Here is a 16955-nt window from a genome sequence, read left to right as displayed (position 1 = left end):
ATGGCAATCCGAATCGATCATGCAAAGTGGTATAAAGAAGGTCAGCTTCAAGAATCAAGCATCCGAATCGAAAACGGAATCTTTACGGAGTTGGATGCGACACCGATTGAAACTGATCAAGTAATCGACGCCAATGATTACCTCGTAGCACCAGGATTTGTCGATATTCATGTCCACTTACGGGAACCAGGTGGCGAACATAAGGAGACGATCGCGACCGGGACGGCAGCAGCGGCAGCAGGCGGATTTACGACAATCTGTCCGATGCCCAATACAAGACCGGTACCAGACGACCGAGAAACGTTGGATGCGCTCTTTAAAAAGATTGAGGAAACGGCCTCTGTCCGTGTTTTCCCTTATGCGGCGATTTCAAAAAATCAGCTAGGGCAAGAACTCGTCGCGTTCGAACAGTTGACCGATGCTTTCGCCTTTACGGATGACGGAGTGGGTGTCCAAAGTGCTGCCGTCATGCGCGAAGCCATGACACGGGCAGCTGCCCTCAATAAAAGCATCATTGCCCATTGTGAAGATGATTCCCTTAAGGCAGGATGCGTCCACGAAGGGGCATACAGCCGGCGAGAAGGATTACAAGGAATTCCTTCACTCGCCGAAAGCATCCATATCGCAAGGGATGTCTTGATCGCAGAAGCGACGGGGTGTCACTATCATGTCTGCCACGTCTCGACAAAAGAATCCGTTCGTATCATCCGGGATGCGAAACGAGCGGGTATCCATGTGACTGCTGAAGTCACACCACATCATCTCGTACTGACGGAGGATGAGATCGTCGGACGTGATCCGAACTTCAAGATGAATCCCCCACTCCGGAGCGGGGCTGATCGCCAAGCCTTACTGGACGGGTTACTCGATGGGACGATTGATTGCATCGCCACCGATCACGCACCGCATGCAGCAGATGAAAAGGCACTTGGCATCGAACGCGCACCGTTTGGGATTACGGGATTTGAGACAGCTTTCCCGTTACTGTATACGAAACTGGTCAAACCGGGCATCCTGCCACTCGAACGTCTGTTGGACGGGATGTCACGCAGACCGGCTGACTTGTTTGCTTTACCATACGGTCGGATTGAAGTCGGCGCACCAGCAGATCTTGTCTTGCTTGATCTAAAGATGACCCGGACGGTACAGCCGGAACAGTTTCTCTCGAAAGGGAAAAATACACCGTTTCGTGGCGAACGACTGACCGGTTATCCGGTCATGACAATCGTTGGTGGGAAAATCGTATTCAAGGGGGAAATGACACATGTCTAAGCGTACATTGATTTTGGAGGATGGAATGATTTTTGAAGGAGAAGCATTTGGGTCAAGTGAAGTGACGATGGGAGAGGTCGTTTTTCAGACCGGGATGACGGGTTATCAAGAGATGTTATCGGATCCCTCTTATTGCGACCAAATGATTGTTTTAACCAATCCATTGATCGGAAATTATGGAATGAATCGTGATGATTATGAAACGACCCAACCACTCGCGAAAGCCTTGATTGTGCGTGAAGTTTGTCAGACGCCGTCGAACTTCCGTTCACAGACGTCTCTCGCAGAAGCATTACTTGAATTCAACATCCCCGGTCTGACGGGAATTGACACGCGCCAGTTGACACGCCATCTCCGGTCAAAAGGTGTCATGCGGGGACTGCTTGTCGATGGTGAGTATGAATTGGCAGAACAACTGGAACGGATTCAGCAGATGAAACTCACGACCGATCAGGTCAAACGGGCTTCGACGGAGCGGGCGTATATCATCCCCGGTGCGGGTCCACGAATCGTCCTCGTTGATTTTGGGGCAAAATTGGGAATCATCCGGGAACTGGTCCGACGTGGTTGCGAAGTCGTCGTCGTCCCACACGATGTGACCTCAAAAGAAGTGTTACGATACGTCCCGGATGGGGTGATGTTATCGAACGGACCTGGGAATCCGAAAGACGTCCCGACAGCGATTCCTTTGATTCAAGAACTGACGGGTCAAGTCGTCATCTTCGGGATTTGTCTTGGACATCAATTGATTGCCTTGGCACACGGGGCCGATACGTTTAAGTTACCGTTTGGTCACCGGGGTGCTAATCATCCGGTCGAGGATCTTCGGACGGGTCAAGTCAGTATCACTTCACAAAACCATGGGTACGCCGTCGATGCGCAATCCCTTAGCGGTTTGGAATTGCAGTGGACCCATCGTGCAATCAACGATGGGACGGTAGAAGGAATCCGTCATACCATCCATCCGGTCTTTTCCGTCCAGTATCACCCGGAAGCGTCGCCAGGTCCGATGGATGCCAATGATTTATTTGATCAGTTTTTAACAGAAATCACGAATCAACAGGAGGTCTCTCATGCCTAAACGTCAAGATATTCAAAAGATTCTCGTTATCGGGTCCGGTCCAATTGTCATCGGACAAGCGGCAGAATTTGATTATGCGGGAACACAAGCCTGTCAAGCGTTGAAGGAAGAAGGATACGAAGTCATTCTCGTTAACTCCAATCCTGCGACGATCATGACGGATCCGACAGTAGCGGACCGAGTGTATATCGAACCGTTACAAGCAGAATTCGTCGCCCGCATCATCCGGAAAGAACGTCCCGATGCCTTACTTGCGACCCTCGGCGGACAAACGGGATTGAATCTCGCGGTTGAACTGGATCGACTGGGTGTTTTAGCAGAGTATGGCGTCGAACTGCTGGGAACAAAATTATCGGCAATCGAAGAAGCTGAAGATCGTGATTTGTTCAGAAAATTGATGTTCCGACTCGGTCATGGTGTCCCGGAAAGTGAAATCGTGCATACGGTTGAAGAAGCAGAACAATTTTGTGCCAAGATCGGTCTTCCGATCATCATCCGTCCGGCCTATACGCTGGGCGGAACGGGTGGTGGGATTGCGGAGACGATGGATGAATTCATCCGAATCGTCGAAGGCGGACTCAAGGCGAGTCCTGCGACACAAGTCTTACTCGAAAAATCAATTGCCGGCATGAAGGAAGTCGAGTTCGAAGTCATGCGAGACGGGACGAATCAAGCGATCATCGTCTGTGCGATGGAGAACTTTGATCCTGTCGGAATCCATACAGGAGATTCGATCGTCTTTGCTCCGACACAAACGTTATCAGACCGGGATTACCAGATGATGCGAAACGTCTCGCTCGACATCATTCGGGCGCTTGGGATCGAAGGAGGCTGTAATATCCAGTTTGCCCTCGACCCAACGAGCTTCACGTATTATGTCATCGAAGTGAATCCACGGGTCTCTCGTTCATCTGCGCTTGCCTCTAAAGCAACGGGCTATCCGATCGCGAAACTAGCGGCTAAAATCGCCGTTGGTTACGCGTTATCGGAATTAAAGAATCCAATCACGGAAACCAGTTTTGCTTCGTTTGAACCAGCACTCGACTATGTCGTCGCGAAGATTCCACGTTGGCCGTTTGATAAGTTCGAGTCAGCGGACCGGACACTTGGGACACAGATGAAGGCGACAGGTGAAGTCATGGCGATGGGGCGGACGATGGAAGAAGCCTTGCTCAAAGCGGTTCGGTCACTCGAGATCGGACAGTCAGACTTGCATATGACTCGTTTCGCTGAAATGGAGGAGGCCGACCTGCACCGTCAAATCGTCAAAGCGACAGACGAACGACTGTTTGCGCTATATGCCGGAATTGAACGGGGGTATTCGGTCGACCAGTTACATGAGTGGACGAGCATCGATCGGCTCTTTTTAGAAAAACTCCATCATATCCACCGGATCGAACAGGACATCATCGAACAGGGATTGACAGCAGAACGTCTTCGTCACGCGAAACGTTACGGGTTCAGTGATGTGATGCTCGCACGGGTCGCGAACCAAACAGAGGCTGAAATCCGGCACCTTCGAAATGACGCAGGCTTGCATCCGGTCTATAAAATGGTCGATACGTGTGCTGCTGAGTTTGCTTCTGATACCCCTTATTATTACGGGACATACGAGGTCGAGAATGAAGCGATGCCGACGACACGTCCTTCCATACTCGTCTTAGGTTCAGGACCTATCCGGATTGGGCAGGGGGTCGAGTTCGACTATGCCACTGTCCATTCGATCCAAGCGATTCGAGAAGCGGGCTATGAAGCCATCATCGTCAATAACAACCCCGAAACGGTCTCAACGGACTTCTCCATTTCCGACCGCCTGTATTTTGAACCGTTGACGACGGAAGATGTGTTAGAGGTCATTCGAAATGAACAACCACTCGGTGTCATCGTTCAGTTTGGAGGGCAGACGGCGATCAACCTCGCAGAATCGCTGGAAGCAGAAGGTGTCACGATTCTGGGGACGGCATTAGAAGACTTAGACCGGGCGGAAGACCGGAAACAGTTTGAAGCCGCTTTGACGCAGCTAGGAATCCCACAACCTCCTGGGAAAACAGCAGTCACGGTCGCAGAGGCGACCGCAGCAGCAGAGGGACTCGGTTATCCGGTTCTCGTTCGACCGTCTTATGTGCTGGGAGGACGTGCGATGGAAATCGTCTATGGGCAACAAGAACTGGAACATTATATGAAACATGCCGTCATTGCCTCACCGGAACGGCCGGTTCTCGTCGATCGGTATGTGACGGGGATGGAACTGGAAGTCGATGCGATTTGCGACGGAGAAGATGTCGTGATACCAGGGATCATGGAACATATCGAACGGGCAGGGGTTCACTCCGGTGACTCGATTGGTGTCTATCCGCCGCAACGGGTGCCGCAATCGATCAAAGACTTAATCGTCGACTATACGACACGAATTGCCAAAGCGTTCCGGATTAAAGGATTACTCAACATTCAATTCGTGTTCGCGGACGGGGAGCTGTATGTTCTCGAAGTCAATCCGCGGGCGAGTCGAACCGTGCCGTTCATCTCGAAAGTCACTGGACTGCCGGTCGCCCGGCTCGCAACGAACGTCATTTTAGGAGAGACACTTGCGTCTTATGGCTTGTCGAGTGGTGTCTTACCGGAAGAAGAACTTGTCTCCGTCAAAGTACCCGTCTTCTCGTTTGCGAAATTAAAAGAGGTGGATCCATCGCTCGGACCGGAAATGAAATCGACCGGTGAAGTCATCGGAACAGACCGGACACTTGAAAAAGCACTCTATAAAGGATTGCTGGCATCCGGGATGGCCATCCCAGAACATGGCCGGGTCCTAATGACTGTCGCGGACCAAGATAAACAAGAGATGCTCAATCTCGCTAAACGGTTTACGGCGCTTGGATTCACGCTCCTAGCAACAGCCGGAACGGCAGGATTCTTATCCGAACAGGGATTACGAGTCCAAGTCGTTGGAAAAATCGGTTCAGAAAAAGGATCGATGCTTGATCTGATCGAAAAGGCTGAAGTCGAGTATGTCATCAATACGATGAGTCGTGACTCCCAAGTCACAAAAGATGGATTTATTATTCGCCGAGCAGCTGCAGAAAATAACGTCGTCTGCCTGACCTCACTTGATACGGCGGAAGCGTTGTTACGGGTCATCGAAAGTCTGTCCTTTGAAGCCAGTCCGATTCAGCAGTTCGACTACATGAAAAAGGCGGTGACTCGATGATTCAACTCCTGACCGTCGTGACACGACGACAAATCGCAACAGGAGCGACAGAATTAATCTGTCGTCTGCCTGAAGTGGCAGACATCGAACCGGGTCGCTTCATGCATTTGCGGGTCGGTCCGTTATTACGTCGACCAATCTCGATCGCAAACGTCGAAGGGGACTTGATCACCTTCTTATTTAAGGAAATTGGTCAAGGAACAAAGGAACTCGCCCGATTACGTCCGGGAGATCAGATTGATGCCCTTGGTCCGCTCGGTAATGGATTTCCTGTCCATCATGTCGCGCGCGAGGCCCGGATTGTTCTTGTAGGTGGTGGGATTGGGGTCCCGCCACTGTACTATACGATGCGAAAACTGGTCGAACGGGGAATTGCCTGCGAAGCGATTTTAGGATTCGATACGGCGTCCAGTGTCTTTTATGAAGACGAATTCCGAGCGCTTGGTCCGACGACGGTGACGACGGTCGACGGGACAGCGGGAATCAGAGGATTCGTGACAGCGGCACTCGAGCCAAATCGGTTTGACACGTTGTTTGCCTGCGGACCGGAACCGATGTTACGTTCCGTCCAACATATTTCGATCGAACACAAGTTTTTATCGATTGAAAATCGAATGGGCTGTGGGATTGGCGCTTGTTTTGCCTGTGTATGTCCGACGCCGGATGGGCACTACGTCAAGACCTGTTCCGACGGTCCGGTTTTCCGGGCAGAAGAGGTGATTTTATGAATCGTCTGCACGTCACTTTACCCGGTCTGAATTTAAAGAATCCGATCATCCCGGCGTCCGGTTGTTTCGGATTCGGAGAAGAGTTCGCAAAATTATATGATTTATCATTGCTAGGTGGCATCATGATCAAAGCAGCGACGGGAGAAGAACGCTATGGCAATCCGACACCACGTGTCGCGGAGAGCGGGATGGGGATGCTGAATGCCATCGGCTTACAAAATCCAGGCGTTGACGGCATCATCGCACATAAGTTGCCGTTTCTCAGTCAGTTTGATACGGAAGTCATCGCCAACGTCGCAGGATCGACAGCAGAAGAGTATGAGACCGTGACGAGACGAATCAGTCAAGATCCTGTCGTCAAAGCCATCGAACTGAATATCTCTTGTCCGAACGTCAAATCTGGAGGGATGCAGTTTGGAACGGATCCGATGATGGCGGCGGAGTTGACCAAACGGGTCAAAGCCGTCTCGGACAAACCCGTCTACGTGAAATTATCACCAAATGTCACCTCGATCGTCGAGATGGCACAAGCAGTCGAACAGGCGGGAGCAGATGGGCTGACGATGATCAATACATTAGTCGGCATGCGGATTGACGTCCGGACGGGTCAACCGATTCTTGCTAATCGAATCGGCGGATTGTCCGGACCGGCAATCAAACCGATTGCTGTCCGAATGATTCATGACGTCGCCCAAGCGGTCGAGATTCCGATCATCGGGATGGGTGGTGTCATGGAAGTCGATGATGTCCTTGAGATGATTTATGCGGGCGCGTCCGCTGTAGCGGTCGGGACAGCCAACTTCGTCAATCCGTTCATCTGTCAGGAATTGATTTCAGCTCTGCCAAAACGGATGGATGAATTAGGAATCGAACACATTCTAGACATCAGGGGGAAAGCATATGGGGCAACTTTACATCGCGCTTGATTTTCAGTCAGCAGCAGACGTCGAACGATTTTTAAACAAATTAGCGCCGTATCGTCCGGCCGTCAAGGTCGGGATGGAGCTTTATTATGCCGAAGGTCCGGCCTTTGTCCGCCACCTGACGCGTCAAGGACATGCCGTATTCTTGGACTTGAAAGTTCATGATATTCCGGAGACGGCACGTCGTACAATGCGTGTTATTGGTCAACTCGGAGTCGAGCTGACGAATGTCCACGCAGCAGGTGGAGAGACGATGATGCGGGCTGCGCTGGAAGGCTTACGTGAAACGTCCTCGACCACTCGATTGATCGCCGTCACCCAACTGACGTCGACGGATCAGGCAATGTTAACCGACTTGATGATTCCCCATGCCATGGACAAGGTCGTTACCCGGTATGCGCAGCAAGCGGAGCAGGCGGAATTAGATGGCGTCGTCTGTTCGGCGCTGGATACACCGACCCTCAAATCCGTTTGTCGGACGGGTTTCCAGTTCGTCACACCGGGCATCCGACCAGCTGGCACGGAAGCGGATGACCAGAAACGGATTGCGACCGTCATGGATGCGAGACAATACGGGGCAACGGATCTCGTCATTGGACGTGCCATCACACAGGCAGCAGATCCAAAACAGATGTATGAAATATTACTGACACAATGGAAGGGGATCAAACAATGAATCAACTCGCTAAAGCATTACTCGATATCGAAGCCGTGACGCTTGCGCCAAATACACCGTATACGTGGGCAAGTGGTTTACGCTCACCGATTTATTGTGACAACCGTTTGACGTTGTCGAGTCCCGACGTTCGAACATTGATTGCGGATTTACTCGCAGAACGAATCAAACCGTTGCACGTCGATGTGATTGCCGGAACGGCGACAGCCGGAATTCCCCATGCGGCACTCGTTGCGGAGCGACTGGGTCTGCCGATGATTTATGTCCGGGGCAGCGCGAAAGCACACGGAAAGGGAAATCAAATTGAGGGGCGGATCGAAGCGGGGCAACGCGTCGTCGTCATTGAGGATTTGTTGTCGACCGGCATGTCTTCGATTGAAGCGACACAAGCGGTCAAAGCAGCGGGCGCAACCGTCGTGCGGATTCAAGCGATTTTCTCTTATGGGATGACACGATTAATGAAAAATCTAGAGGATGCCCAAGTTAACGCGGATGCTTTGCTGACATTTTCCGAATTGCTTGAGACTGCTGTCGAGACATCCTACATTTCGCGGGAAGAACAGGAACGTCTGCAAGACTGGGCCATCGATCCGGTCAAATGGAGTGAAGCGTTCATGGTGGCCGCGAAACAAAACTGACCGTAAAAAGTAGAATATCACATGTTGATCCCCAAAAAATGACTCGTTTGTCACGCGCTGTTTCGCTAGTGGTGCGTGCAACGAGTATTTTTTATGGCATGGACGACCGGTCTCCGGACGATTCCGTCAAAAACCAGACGAATGCGTTGTCCGCTTCTTTTTTTTGATACACTGGAAAAAGAGAAAAGGAGTGGTTTTTCAGATGTTGACTCATTATCGTGATTACGAAAGTTTTAAACAGATTGCCGTTCCGTTGCTTGAGCAGCGTTCTGATCTTCATCAATTGCCGCTCGGAATCTTGGAACGTGGCGATATTCCAATCTTGATGGCGATTGCGCGAGAAGGAGACCGGACGATCGTTGTGCTTCAAACGATCGAAGAGCAAGCGATTTTAGCAGGAGACGCCTTTACATACGATGGAACCCGGAAGTTATCCCGGATTTTGAACTGTCCGGGATACATCGGAGAGCAGGCGATCATCGAACCATTACTGGCTTCTCATAGTCCTTTTCACATCAAGATGGATCAGGGGGTTTACGCGCTACGAAAAGTGATTCCGCCTGCTGCGCTTGATTATACATTCCGTGTGATCGATGCGTCTTTTACGGATGATGCGGTGCGGTTCGGATGGGCATTCATCAAAGAGACCGGTGCCTTACCGGCGACGGAACGAAGCCGGCTGAAGAATCAACAAACGATTCGAAAACATATCGAGGCGGGGACCTTGTTTGGTTTGTTTGACGGTAATCAATTGCTCGCGATGGCATCGTCCAGTCGACCAACCTCTTCCGGCGTGACGATTTCGTACGTCTTTACCCCTCAAAGATGGCGGAAACAAGGCATCGCGTCTTACTTGGTTGCCTGTCTAGCCGATCATTTATTGACAAGCTATCCGATGGTCTCCCTTTACACCGACTGGTCGAACCTGACCTCTAATAAGATTTATCAAGCCATTGGATTTGAACTGGTCGGGCGTTCGGTTCAAATCACGAAACGGCCGAAGTACCAATGACAGGCTAACTGCACGAAAAAGCAGATGCGCTCCCTTGAACAATCAGGAGTGCATCTGCTTGTGTACATAAAAAAGGTATTGATTTAGAATGTCGCGATGATTTTTCCGCGGACGTGACGTTTTGACAGCAACTCAAGGTATTCTGCAATCTCAGATCCAGCAACAACTTTCGTCACGAGGGGATCGAGTTGTTTGTTCGCGACGAGTTGTAAAAGTTCCGACGCCATCAGACCAAGATTGCGAATCGCACGATCATTTTTACTCGCATAAGCGGCTGCGAGCGCGACTTCGTGAATCGACGGCGACAATGTGAACGGTGTGACGACGGAAAGATCTGGACCTCCCGCGATGTAAGCAAGTTGACCGGAAAACGCGAGACGGTCCAAATCATCGGTCGCTTCCTGACGTCCGACCGTATTTAAAATCAAATCGACACCACGTCCATTCGTCCAGTCGCGAATCACCTGCGTGACATCCTCGTTCCGATAATCGATCGCGAGATCAGCGCCTAGCCGTTTGACCCAATCGTGATTATCAGCAGAAGCGGTTGTTGCGACATTGAGCCCCAACCGTTTTGCCAGTTGAATCCCAAAACCACCCACACCACCGGCTCCGGCATGGATCAAAATCGTTTGTTTATCCGTCGTGTTCATTTTTTGATGGATCGCTTCGTAAGCCGTCATCCCGGCGCAGAGAATCGCGGCTGCGTCCGTAAAGCTGACGGCATCCGGAATGTGAGCCAGAGCGCGGGCATCAACGACGACATATTCCGCAAAGGCACCATTTTTTTGAAGATTCGTATGAATCGCCACACGTTCTCCGACTTGGATATCCGTTACGTCCGGTCCCACTTGTTCGACGACGCCTGTCAAATCGACACCCGGAATATGCGGATAACTCCAAGCGGGATTCCGCGTTGCTTTATAATCGACCGGATTCAAGGCGACGGCCTGGACACGAATCAGTGCTTCACCTGCTGATGGAGTCGGTGTTTCGACATCCGTGTATACCCAGTTCTCGACCGTCGTTCCGGTTTCATTAAGCCATGCTTTCATCATCAATACGCTCCTTCCGAGTAGGTTAATTCATATGAATGAGAATACAGTTCGACGAGGTTGCCGAACGGATCTTCGCAGTACACCATCCGGTACGGTTTTTCACCCGGGTAGTATTCCCGAATCGGCATCCGTTGTTTGCCGCCGTGGGCGACGATCTTTTCGACCATGCCCTCGATATCCGGATCTTGAATCGCGTAATGGAAAATACCGGTTTTCCAAAATTCAAAGTTGTTTTCCGGTTGTTCATTGTTTGGGAACTCAAACAATTCAATCCCGACCCGGTCACCCGTTGCCATATGGGCAATGCGGAATTTTTTCCATCCTGCTCCGAATACATCCGTGCACATGACACCGATCGGCGATTCATCCTCAATGACATCGGATGGTTCCATGATGACGTACCATCCCATCACCTCAGAATAAAATGTGATCGCTGCTTCTAAATCCGGGACCGAAAGTCCGATGTGTGAAAAATTGCGTGGATAAGTCATGTTTGTTATCTCCTTTGCTTTTTGATTTACGACAACGATAACTTACGATACACTCGATTGCATAGTACGCACTTTAAAGTAACTACTTGAAGGAGAGACGGTAGCAATGACGGCAGAACAATTTCCAGTCAATCGGGCGCTCGCCATCATCGGCGGAAAATGGCGTCCACAGTTATATTGCACATTAGAGGGCGGTCCGAAACGTTTTCTAGAATTGCATCGGTCAATTCCGGGCATTTCAAGGAAGGTTTTGACGGATCAACTAAAGGAACTCGAACGGCTCGGGATGGTCGAACGGATTGAATTCGATGAAGCAGTCTTGCATGTCGAGTACCGGTTGACAGATGCCGCCTATACGCTGCAACCGGCGATGAAAGGTTTATGTGCGTGGGGAGAAGGGAACTAATCTTTCTGTTGTTATCATAATCTCAGGAGGTCTTTTTAGATGAAGTTGACTTATCATGGACAGTCTACCGTAACCATCGAAACGAACGGACAACATATCGTGATTGATCCGTTTTTCAGCGGCAACGATCAGGCGATGACGAAGCCGGAAGACGTCAAAGCAGATTTCATTTTATTGACGCATGCGCATGCTGACCATATGTTGGATGCGGAAGCGATTGCGAAAGCAACGGGCGCGACGATTGTCGCCACACACGAACTCGCGACGTATCTCAGTTTTAAAGGTCTGAATGTCCATCCGATGAACCTGGGCGGACAGTTTGAATTTCCGTTCGGTAAAGTCAAGCTGACGCAAGCCTTCCACTCTTCGAGCATCATCGATGAAGCGAAGCAGACCATCACATATATGGGGATGCCTGCTGGATTCTTACTGACGATCGAAGACAAAGTGATCTATCATGCCGGCGATACGGCACTGTTCGGTGATATGGCGTTGTATGGTACGCACAATGACATTGATCTTGCCTTTTTACCGATTGGCGATAACTATACGATGGGACCAGAAGATGCCTTGATTGCGGCAGACATGTTACAAGCGAAAGCCATCGTCCCGGTCCATTATGATACGTTCGATTTGATCAAGCAGGATGCCGGTGCCTTTTGTGAAAACTTAGAAGCACAAGGGCAGACAGGACATCTTTTAACGATTGACCAATCTTTGGAGCTATAAAACAAGCGGAGAGAGTGATTCCTGATAGGGAAGGCTCTCTTTTTTGATGCGCTCCATCTTCCGCCCGATGGCAATATGTGAAACATTTCGTATGATTAAGAAGGAATGTTGACAGACGAATCATAAATTCGGAATAATGGGAGAGAATTGGATGGAGGTAGACCGATGGAGGAGAATACGAGTAGAACAGAACGTAAACGAAAACAATCGTCGTTTACTCGATTGAAGGATAAACGACGGAAAGTAGCCGCGTCATTTGATCGGATCGGGGCACGGAAACCGATCCGTCGTCCACTAATCGTCTACGGTTCAGTTGTCTTAGGACTTGTGGTGCTATACACCGTGACGCTGTTTCTGACGACGGATTCCCTGTCTCGAGGAGAAACATTTAAAACGACGAATCGGTATAAAACGTTACAGATTGATGCGCCAAACGCGACAGTCAATTTTGTCCGGAGTACCGATGGAAATGTTCAATTGAAGTTGGTCGACAGTGCGTCGAGCCAAAAACGGCTGAAAATTGGAACGTCAGGAAATACGTTGACGGTAACAGGTCGGGATGGCTTCGCCGCACGACTTGGCAATCGTCCGAGTGAGCAACCCGGGGCATACGCCATTCAAGTCGGGTTACCGAGTTATATGAACCGAGTCGATGTCGACGCAGAGACACTCAAAGGAATGGGGGTATTTGCTAAGACAATTGAAATGACGGCTAAGTCGATGGATTTAAATAAAGTGGATGCCGATGACGTTTCCTTGACAGGTCGAGGAAACATCAAAGTAGAAAACATGAATGCCGTCCATGCGGATGTGACAGCAGAATCGGTCAACTTATCTGACTACGGGGCGAAACTTGATTTGTCCGTGTCGACGATTGACGGTGCCATCCGCTTAAAACCAACGAAAGCCGCAGGGACGATTGCCGTGACGACGGACGGGGACATCAAAGCGAACGACCGGTATACGAAACAAAAAGATGAGGATGTCGCTTTATTTGAGTTATCGAAACAAGAAAAACCAGAAGTAACCGTTGAAAGTGAAGTCGGGCAGGTGACGCTCGAGTGAAGCTACAGTTTCGTGTCGGTCTCCGGACGATTAAAACCGGAATTGCAGTCGCGATTGCCCTCAGTTTTTCTTGGTATGTGTTCGGAATTTACTCCGGCATGGGCGCGGTGGCGGCAATCGTTGCCATGCAACCGACGATTCATCGTTCGTTTAAGATCGTCTTTAACCGGATTTTCGGGACGATTCTTGGATTAGTCTGTGGACTAGCCGTCGTTGCGACGCTTGGTGCCAATCCGTTGACGATTGGACTAGCCGTCATCGTCTCGCTTGTCTTTAACTCGATGATTGGCCGGACGGATATGTCGACGTTTGCCGCTTTTGCGATTGTCCTGATGTTTGAGAGTCCGACGGCCGATTATGCGCATTATGCGTTGACGCGTTCGTTATTGACAGTAGTGGGTGTCTTGTCGGCCGTCGCCGTCAATTATATCGTGTTTCCACCGCATTACGAGGAACGTTTGTTGACGTTCGTCAAACAAACGACGAAACAATTAATGGAAGATTGGCGTAGTTTGGTCAAAGATGATTCGAAATTACTGGCTGTTCGCAAACAAGTCTTAAAACATGAAGAGATGATCATCATGTTACAAGAGGATCAAAAGTACCCGCTTGTTGCCAGCGGTCAAAGTGAAGCGTTCATTCAATTGAAGCAGCTGGTCGATTTGGAGGATAAGTTGCTCCTGCTACTTGAAAGCATCGCGAGTCACCGGGATCTTCCGATGTCGGATGAACAGGAAAAAAGATTAGGGCAAGAAATCGACTTTCTTCTGAGCCATCATTATGATGTGATTTTTTCACATGACCGAAACCAATCGCTGTTCACCTTCGATCAAGAAGTGAGTGAGGCAAAAGATATCATTAACGGACACTTGCTTGATTACCGGGAACAACTCGGAAAAATGAAATGACAAATGCCGCTCTCGTTGTTGAATGAAACAACGAGAGCGGCATTTTGGAGTTGATGTTTCTATTAATGAACACGGAGCGATTGAACAAGATCCGCGTCCGGTGTCACATACAGCGTCGTTTGATCCGTATAGATGACAAATCCGGGTTTCGCACCACTCGGCTTTTTCACATGCCGGAGTTCCGTGAAATCGACCGGGACTTGGCTCGAATCACGGGCGTTCGAATAGTAGGCGGCGACGACGGCCGCTTCCTTCAACGTCGTTTCATCCGGCTGTTCACTTCGGATGATGACGTGTGACCCTGGAATATCTTTTGTATGCAACCATGTCTCAGAACGACGCCCGAATTTAAACGTCGCGTAATCGTTTTGTTTATTGTTTTTCCCGACAAAAAACGGAATTCCGGTCGAGGATTGATACGCTTCGAGTTTTGGAACAAGCGGTTTCTTTTTCTTTTTGCTGCGTTCGCGGACATATCCTTCTTCGACGAGTTCTTCGCGCATTTCTCGAATGTCTTCAGGTGAAGCGACATCGAGTTGGGCGAGCAGGGCTTCGAAGTAGTCAATCTCAAGCTGGTTTTTTTCAAGTTGTTTCGCGACTTCGATTTTAGCCGTTTTTAATTTATTGTAGCGTTTGTAATACCGCTGTGCATTTTCATTCGGAGAGAAACGAGGATCGAGAGCAATCGTAATCTCTTTGCCGTCTTCCTCATAATAATCAACGACCGTTGCTTCTTTCATTCCCCGTTGTAACTGATACAAATATGTCGTCAGTAATTCACCTTTATGTTTCAGTTCATCCATCTTATCCGTTGCTGCAAGGTCTCGTTCTAACTTCGATCGTTTGAGAATATTTTTATCGTATTCACTTTTGATGAAACGTTCCAAGTCGGCAGCTTGCTGTTTGACCCGGTCCCGATTGGATTTTTGATGGAAAAAGGCATCGAGGACATCGCCACTCGAAGTAAACGTTTTTTCATCGATTACTTCACCATGATGAAGGGCAACAGGAGAAAATCGTTCTTTGCCGTTTTCCAGGCGTTGTAAATAATAAGGGCCGGTCAATTCATCAAGAATAGACTGGGTCGCTTGAGCAAGAGAGGTCCGGTTCGCCAGTCCAGCACGTGAGACGATCTCGGTCGTGATTTGAGGCGAAAACCCGCTGAACAGACCTAACAATTGGCGATCCAGTTTTCCAGCATTCCAATCAATCCGGTGTAACGTTTGTTCGATGTCACCGGTCAACGGATCGACTTTATCTTGTTCCGGGGGCAATTGATACTGCAAGCCGGGCATGATGGTCCGGAACGTATTTTGACTAAGGGGAAGATGTTTGATGGCATCTAAAATCTTGTCTTGTCCATCCGTCAATAAAATGTTGGAATGGCGTCCCATCAATTCAATGTAGAGTTTTTTTGCTTCCTCATCACCGAGTTCATTTCGTGAGCGGACGCGCATCAAAATGATTCGGTCACGACCGAGTTGCTCAATCGATTCGATGAAGCCCCCTTCAAGATGTTTCCGAAGCATCATACAAAACATCGGTGGTTCACTTGGATTCGTTGTTGTCTCTGATGTCAGATGAAGTCTTGCATACATGGCATTCGCCGATGCGAGTAACATCACGTTTTTTCGTTCTGCCCGGACACTGAAAATCAGATCGAGTGCATACGGTTGATGTATTTTGTTGATCCGTGCTCCAACGAGCGGTTGGAGTTCGCGGACGACACGTGTCGTCATGAGTCCATCAAAAGCCATGAAATTACCTTCTTTCTTGATTTCGTTTCCACTTTCTAAAGGTAACAGAAAGCGCTCTGTTATGGTATGATTAAGCAGTCGAGCTGAAAAAGACCACTTGCGAACTTCCTATCTCTACTGCTAATATGAAACAATGTGAAGTTTGTTAGATGGAGGGGTTCTGAAGTGATTTTTAAAGAGCGTGGCTTATTACTCGTATTGTCTGGTCCGAGTGGTGTTGGTAAAGGAACAGTTTGCCGTGCATTACGCGAAGATGAAGACAATAATTTGCATTATTCGGTGTCCTGTACGACACGCAAACCACGTGAGGGAGAAGTGGACGGTGTCCATTATTTCTTCAAGACACGTGACGAATTCGAGGGTATGATTGCCAATAATCAATTGCTAGAACATGCTGAATTCGTAGGGAACTATTATGGAACACCTGTTGAATGGGTCAATAAAATCTTAGATGAAGGAAAAGATGTCATCTTAGAAATTGAGGTCCAAGGTGCGATGCAGGTCAAGGAACATTTCCCAGAAGCTGTATTCCTGTTTTTGGCTCCGCCAAGTTTACAGGAACTGCGTAATCGCCTTGTCGGTCGCGGAACGGAATCGGAAGAAGTCATCAAGCAACGTCTGCTCGTTGCAAAAGAAGAGATTGAGATGATGGATGCCTATGATTACGTCGTCACGAATGATGAGATCCATAAAGCATGTGATAGAATTCAAGCAATCGTCACCGCAGAACATTGTAGCCGGGAACGCGTTGCGTCCTTGTATAAAAAAGCCATGGAGGTTAAATAACATGTTATATCCATCAGTAGACGAGCTTCAAAAGAAGGTACCTTCGAAATACACGATCGTCACGGTAGCAGCGAAACGTGCACGTCAAATTCAAGACGGGAAACGTGTGAAAGTAGCAAACCCGAAATCATACAAACCAGTCGGAAAAGCGCTCGAAGAACTCTTTTCTGGTGAAGTCGTGGTTACGAACCAACCGCAAGACTAATTTTGAAGCAGCCAC

17 protein-coding genes are annotated in these 16955 nt (G+C 49.3%); 14 read left to right on the top strand and 3 right to left on the bottom strand.

Annotated features, from left to right (window positions below; genetic code table 11):
• From P404_RS0102360 to P404_RS0102325, 8 genes are all read left to right on the top strand, one after another.
• Positions 1-1272: a dihydroorotase gene (locus tag P404_RS0102360; protein WP_014970749.1), complete on the top strand. Its 1272-nt coding sequence runs from the start codon at positions 1-3 to the stop codon at positions 1270-1272.
• Complete coding sequence (locus P404_RS0102355) at positions 1265-2353, top strand: carbamoyl phosphate synthase small subunit (RefSeq protein ID WP_014970748.1); 1089 nt, start codon at positions 1265-1267, stop codon at positions 2351-2353. The genes P404_RS0102360 and P404_RS0102355 overlap by 8 nt, the downstream gene beginning before the upstream one ends.
• Entirely contained in the window at positions 2346-5558 is a 3213-nt protein-coding gene (gene carB / locus P404_RS0102350) for a carbamoyl-phosphate synthase large subunit (protein ID WP_026829890.1), read from the top strand. Before P404_RS0102355 ends, carB begins: the two co-directional genes overlap by 8 nt.
• A complete protein-coding gene (locus P404_RS0102345; RefSeq protein ID WP_014970746.1) occupies positions 5555-6286 on the top strand; it encodes a dihydroorotate dehydrogenase electron transfer subunit in 732 nt (243 codons plus the stop codon). The genes carB and P404_RS0102345 overlap by 4 nt, the downstream gene beginning before the upstream one ends.
• On the top strand, positions 6283-7212 hold the full coding sequence (locus P404_RS0102340) for a dihydroorotate dehydrogenase (RefSeq protein WP_014970745.1): 930 nt from the start codon (positions 6283-6285) through the stop codon (positions 7210-7212). The genes P404_RS0102345 and P404_RS0102340 overlap by 4 nt, the downstream gene beginning before the upstream one ends.
• Positions 7187-7885: an orotidine-5'-phosphate decarboxylase gene (gene pyrF, locus P404_RS0102335; protein WP_026829889.1), complete on the top strand. Its 699-nt coding sequence runs from the start codon at positions 7187-7189 to the stop codon at positions 7883-7885. Before P404_RS0102340 ends, pyrF begins: the two co-directional genes overlap by 26 nt.
• Complete coding sequence (gene pyrE / locus P404_RS0102330) at positions 7882-8523, top strand: orotate phosphoribosyltransferase (RefSeq protein WP_026829888.1); 642 nt, start codon at positions 7882-7884, stop codon at positions 8521-8523. Before pyrF ends, pyrE begins: the two co-directional genes overlap by 4 nt.
• Before the next feature lie 202 nt (positions 8524-8725).
• Positions 8726-9535, top strand: a complete 810-nt coding sequence (locus P404_RS0102325; RefSeq protein ID WP_014970741.1) for a GNAT family N-acetyltransferase — start codon at positions 8726-8728, stop codon at positions 9533-9535.
• Positions 9536-9618: 83 nt separating this feature from the next.
• Here the strand turns inward: P404_RS0102325 and P404_RS0102320 are convergent, their stop codons facing one another.
• Both P404_RS0102320 and P404_RS0102315 read right to left on the bottom strand, forming a co-directional pair.
• Positions 9619-10590: a zinc-binding dehydrogenase gene (locus P404_RS0102320; RefSeq protein WP_026829887.1), complete on the bottom strand. Its 972-nt coding sequence runs from the start codon at positions 10588-10590 to the stop codon at positions 9619-9621.
• Positions 10591-10592: 2 nt separating this feature from the next.
• Complete coding sequence (locus P404_RS0102315) at positions 10593-11084, bottom strand: lactoylglutathione lyase family protein (protein ID WP_014970739.1); 492 nt, start codon at positions 11082-11084, stop codon at positions 10593-10595.
• Positions 11085-11190: 106 nt separating this feature from the next.
• Between P404_RS0102315 and P404_RS0102310 the strand changes: the two genes are divergently transcribed.
• The 4 genes from P404_RS0102310 (at position 11191) to P404_RS0102295 (ending at position 14192) form a co-directional block, all read left to right on the top strand.
• On the top strand, positions 11191-11490 hold the full coding sequence (locus P404_RS0102310; protein WP_014970738.1) for a winged helix-turn-helix transcriptional regulator: 300 nt from the start codon (positions 11191-11193) through the stop codon (positions 11488-11490).
• 39 nt (positions 11491-11529) lie between these two features.
• Positions 11530-12219 (top strand): metal-dependent hydrolase, encoded by a 690-nt coding sequence (locus P404_RS0102305; protein WP_014970737.1) that lies wholly within the window; start codon positions 11530-11532, stop codon positions 12217-12219.
• A gap of 165 nt (positions 12220-12384) precedes the next feature.
• On the top strand, positions 12385-13284 hold the full coding sequence (locus tag P404_RS0102300) for a DUF4097 family beta strand repeat-containing protein (RefSeq protein WP_014970736.1): 900 nt from the start codon (positions 12385-12387) through the stop codon (positions 13282-13284).
• Complete coding sequence (locus P404_RS0102295) at positions 13281-14192, top strand: FUSC family protein (protein ID WP_026829886.1); 912 nt, start codon at positions 13281-13283, stop codon at positions 14190-14192. Before P404_RS0102300 ends, P404_RS0102295 begins: the two co-directional genes overlap by 4 nt.
• 62 nt (positions 14193-14254) lie before the next feature.
• Here P404_RS0102295 and P404_RS0102290 read toward each other — a convergent pair whose 3' ends face one another.
• Positions 14255-15949, bottom strand: coding sequence for an Rqc2 family fibronectin-binding protein (locus P404_RS0102290; RefSeq protein ID WP_026829885.1), 1695 nt, complete (start codon positions 15947-15949; stop codon positions 14255-14257).
• 168 nt (positions 15950-16117) lie between these two features.
• On the opposite strand from P404_RS0102290, the gene gmk reads away from it, so the two are divergent.
• A complete protein-coding gene (gene gmk, locus P404_RS0102285) occupies positions 16118-16735 on the top strand; it encodes a guanylate kinase (protein WP_236624370.1) in 618 nt (205 codons plus the stop codon).
• A 1-nt stretch (position 16736) separates the two neighbouring features.
• The gene (rpoZ, locus tag P404_RS0102280) at positions 16737-16940 is read left to right on the top strand and encodes a DNA-directed RNA polymerase subunit omega (protein ID WP_014970732.1); all 204 of its coding nucleotides are present in this window, start codon (positions 16737-16739) and stop codon (positions 16938-16940) included.
• Positions 16941-16955: the final 15 nt, after the last annotated feature.

It is taken from the genome of Exiguobacterium antarcticum DSM 14480 (assembly GCF_000685865.1).
Lineage (GTDB): Bacteria > Bacillota > Bacilli > Exiguobacteriales > Exiguobacteriaceae > Exiguobacterium_A > Exiguobacterium_A antarcticum.
Note: the sequence above shows the minus strand (reverse complement) of the source record. Positions and strands in the feature narration are given on the sequence as shown.